The organism is Pseudooceanicola lipolyticus (assembly GCF_002786325.1).
GTDB lineage: Bacteria > Pseudomonadota > Alphaproteobacteria > Rhodobacterales > Rhodobacteraceae > Pseudooceanicola_C > Pseudooceanicola_C lipolyticus.
Window position 1 is genome coordinate 1 of the sequence record NZ_PGTB01000267.1, and the last position, 3,253, is coordinate 3,253.

The following is a 3,253-nucleotide window of genomic DNA, read 5'->3' on the forward strand; positions in this document are numbered from 1 at the left end:
CGCGCGGGCGGGGCGGGGCGGCAAGGCGGCCGGCGCGCAGCGGCCGGCGGGTCCACCACAACACCAGGCCCGAGACCGGCAGGAAGATCATCGACAGGCAGAACAACGTGTTCAGCGCCAGGTTCCAAACCCCAAGATCGCCCTCGTGAAAGGCAATGCCCCAGGCCATCATCTTGGCATAGGCCGAATAGTCGGCATAGGGCACATCGGCGAGGACATGGCCGGTGAACCGGTCGATATGCAGGGTGCGATCCGCCGACGGATCCGGCCCGTCATTCGACATGCTGTCATGGCTGATGGTCCAGACGCCGGTGTCACCGCTGGCAAGATTGATCTGGAACCGGCCGGGAAAGCCCAGGCTGCCCGCGAACTGCGCCACGCCGTCGATATTGACCGGGGCCGCAACCGCTTTGCTGCCCGCCAGCGAACCCGAGGCCGGCAGCGGCGTTTGCTCCAGGCCCCAGGGCACCTCTTTGGTGGCGCCATGGTTCATCGCCGCATGGGTCTGGTCCGACAGCGGCACCGCCTCCCATTTTGCCGCCGGGAAGGTCGACCAGGCCTGCACGAATTTCGTGCCCCAGACGCCGGCCCAACTGAGCCCGGAGATGAAAAAGATCAGCATCACCCCCGACATCCAGAGGCCGAGCACGCCGTGCAGCGATTTCCACAGCGACCGGCCGCGCGCGGCCAGGTTCGGCAGCATCGCTGCCGTCTTGCGGCTGCCCTTTTGTGGCCAGTGCAGGTACAGGCCGGTAACCACCATCAGGATACCGAGACTGGCCGCCGCCTCGATCAGCCAGTCGCCGGTATTGCCGATCAGCAGCGTGCCGTGGATTTGCTTGGCCAGATCATAAAGCCCCGCCCGCCAGGGGAAGGTCTCGACCACCTGCGCGGTATAGGGATCGACCAGCACGGTGGTTGCGGTGTCGCCTTTATCGACGCGGAACACCGCGACGCGGCCCGCGCCCATCGGCGCAATATATTGCCGGGCCGCACCGCCGAGCACGGCGGATTCGGCTGCCTGTTGCAACGCCGACGGCGGCAGCGCCGGGCCCGAGATCGCCACCCGCCCCCGTTCGCCGTTCAATTCGCTGGTGGCGCTGACCCACAGCATGATCAGGCCGGTGGTGGCCAGCATCACGAGGAAGGGGATCACATAAAGCGCGGCATAGAAGTGCCAGCGCCAGGCGATAAAGTAAAAGAGATTGGCACGCGGGGCTTCCGCCGCGCCGTTGAAATCGGTCGTCGTCATGGACGTAACTTTCCTGTCTGATAGCGTTTTTGGGTTGCGATCAGGTCAGGAATGGCGAGGCCCGCGCCGGCGGGCGTTCGAAATGCAGCCTGCGGTGCGGCAGGGTGCGCGCGGTGGTATCGGTGGGGCGGGCGAACCCGGCTGCGGCGGCGACCGGTGCGCCGGTTTCGGGCAGCATGGCCGTGTCGCGCAGCAGGTTCCAGTGGCAGGCAGACCCGGTTTGGATGTCCTCGCCTTCGACCGGCTGGCCGGTGTCGGGATCCACCCGCAATTCAAGCGGACCGCTGCCGGTACAGATGACGATGGTCAGGCTGCCGTCGCTCTGCCGACCCGGCATGATCGAGGCCGGAACCAGCAGCATCAGCAAAGCCGGTGCAAGCAGCAGCCAGCTTCGGAGCGGCAGGTGGTTCAGGCGGCGTCCCCGGTGCATAGCCGTGCTATAGAGGCGGGCCGGACCTGCGGCAATCGTTTCCTGCACCCGCCAGACCGGTGCAGCCCGGCCCGGCGCCGGTTCACACCTGTTCGATCCGCAGCGCCACCGGCAGCGAGGCCATGACATCGGTGCCGGTCATCGCCGCAATCGCCTCGTCCAGCGCGGCGCGGGTGGTCTTGTGGGTGACGATCAGCACCGGCGCGGTGGCTTCGGAATGGCCATATTGCCGCATCCGGTCGATGGAGATGCCGGAATTGCCCAGGATCGCGGCGATCTTGGCCAGCGCGCCGGGTTTGTCCATCAGCGACATGCGCAGGTAATAGGGGGCCGGCAGGCCGCTGAGCGCGGCCGGCGCGGCCTCCAGCGTGTGGGCCGGGCGGCCAAAGGTGGGGACCCGGATGCCGCGGGCCAGGTCGCAGATATCGCCCATCACCGCGCTGGCGGTCGGGCCCTGTCCGGCGCCCGGGCCGCGCAGCACGATCTGCTCCACCGCGTCGCCCTCGACCACCACCATATTGGTGCCGCCTTCCAGCTGGCCCAGCGGCGAATCCGCCGGCACCAGGCAGGGCTGCATCCGTTGTTCCAGCCCGCGCCCGGTACGCCGTGCAACGCCCAGCAGCTTGATGCGAAAGCCCATATCGGCGGCCTGGCGGATATCGTCGATGGCGATGCGCTGGATGCCTTCCAGGTCGACGCCGTCGAAATCCGGCCGGGTGCCGAAGGCAATGGCCGAGAGCAGCGCCAGCTTGTGCCCGGCATCGATGCCGCCGACATCGAGCGTCGGGTCGGCTTCGAGATAGCCGAGATCGGAGGCTTCCTGGAACACCGCGTCATAGGGCAGGCCGGCGGATTCCATCCGCGTCAGGATATAGTTGCAGGTGCCGTTCATCACCCCCATCACGCGGGTGATCTCGTTGCCGGCCAGCCCTTCGGTCAGCGCCTTGATCACCGGGATGCCGCCGGCCACCGCGGCTTCGAACCGGATGGCGCGGCCGGCATCCTCGGCCTGTTCGGCCAGCGCCTGGCCGTGCAGGGCCAGCATGGCCTTGTTGGCGGTAACCACGTCCTTGCCGGTGTCCAGCGCGGCGCGAGTGGCCTCCAGCGCCGGACCATCCGAGCCGCCCATCAGTTCGACAAACACGTCGATATCATCACGCCGGGCCAAGGCGACCGGGTCGCTTTCCCAGGCATAGCCGTTCAGGTTCACACCGCGGTCCTTGCCCTGGTCGCGGGCGCCGACGGCGGTGATGACGATCTCGCGCCCGGTGCGCGCAGTCAGCAATGCCTTGTGGCTGCGGACGATCTTGACGACCCCCACGCCCACTGTGCCCAAACCTGCAATTCCCAGGCGCAATGGTGCTGTCATCCGGCCGTTTCCTTCGTGGCTTTGATTGGGTCCGGGCCGACTTATCCGGTTCGGCGCGGCGGTGCAACGTGGCAGATGCCGGGTTAGTCGGCGACGCCCCTGCGCATCCGTTCTTCGGTTTCGGCATCGACAACCGGGCCCCGAAGATCGGCGGCCCGGCGCAGCAGCGCGGCGCGGCGCGCCTCCAGCGCGGCGGCGGCTT

Annotated in this window: 3 protein-coding genes; all 3 read right to left on the reverse strand. The window is 67.8% G+C overall.

Going from position 1 to position 3,253, the window contains the following annotated elements:
- A partial coding sequence (locus tag CVM52_RS24675) for a PepSY-associated TM helix domain-containing protein (RefSeq protein ID WP_100164935.1) occupies positions 1 to 1,252 on the reverse strand: 1,252 nt, incomplete at its 3' end.
- 40 nt (positions 1,253 to 1,292) lie between these two features.
- Complete coding sequence (locus tag CVM52_RS24680) at positions 1,293 to 1,682, reverse strand: DUF2946 family protein (RefSeq protein ID WP_100164936.1); 390 nt, start codon at positions 1,680 to 1,682, stop codon at positions 1,293 to 1,295.
- An 82-nt stretch (positions 1,683 to 1,764) separates the two neighbouring features.
- Positions 1,765 to 3,051 carry a homoserine dehydrogenase gene (locus tag CVM52_RS24685; RefSeq protein WP_100164937.1) on the reverse strand — a complete coding sequence of 429 codons (1,287 nt, stop codon included), beginning with the start codon at positions 3,049 to 3,051 and terminating at the stop codon, positions 1,765 to 1,767.
- Between the last annotated feature and the right edge of the window lie 202 nt (positions 3,052 to 3,253).

Coding starts and splice junctions, on each gene's coding strand:
- CVM52_RS24685 (WP_100164937.1), bottom strand. CDS start 3,051: ATGACAGCACCATTGCGCCTGGGAATTGCAGGTTTGGGCACAGTGGGC.
- CVM52_RS24680 (WP_100164936.1), bottom strand. CDS start 1,682: ATGCACCGGGGACGCCGCCTGAACCACCTGCCGCTCCGAAGCTGGCTG.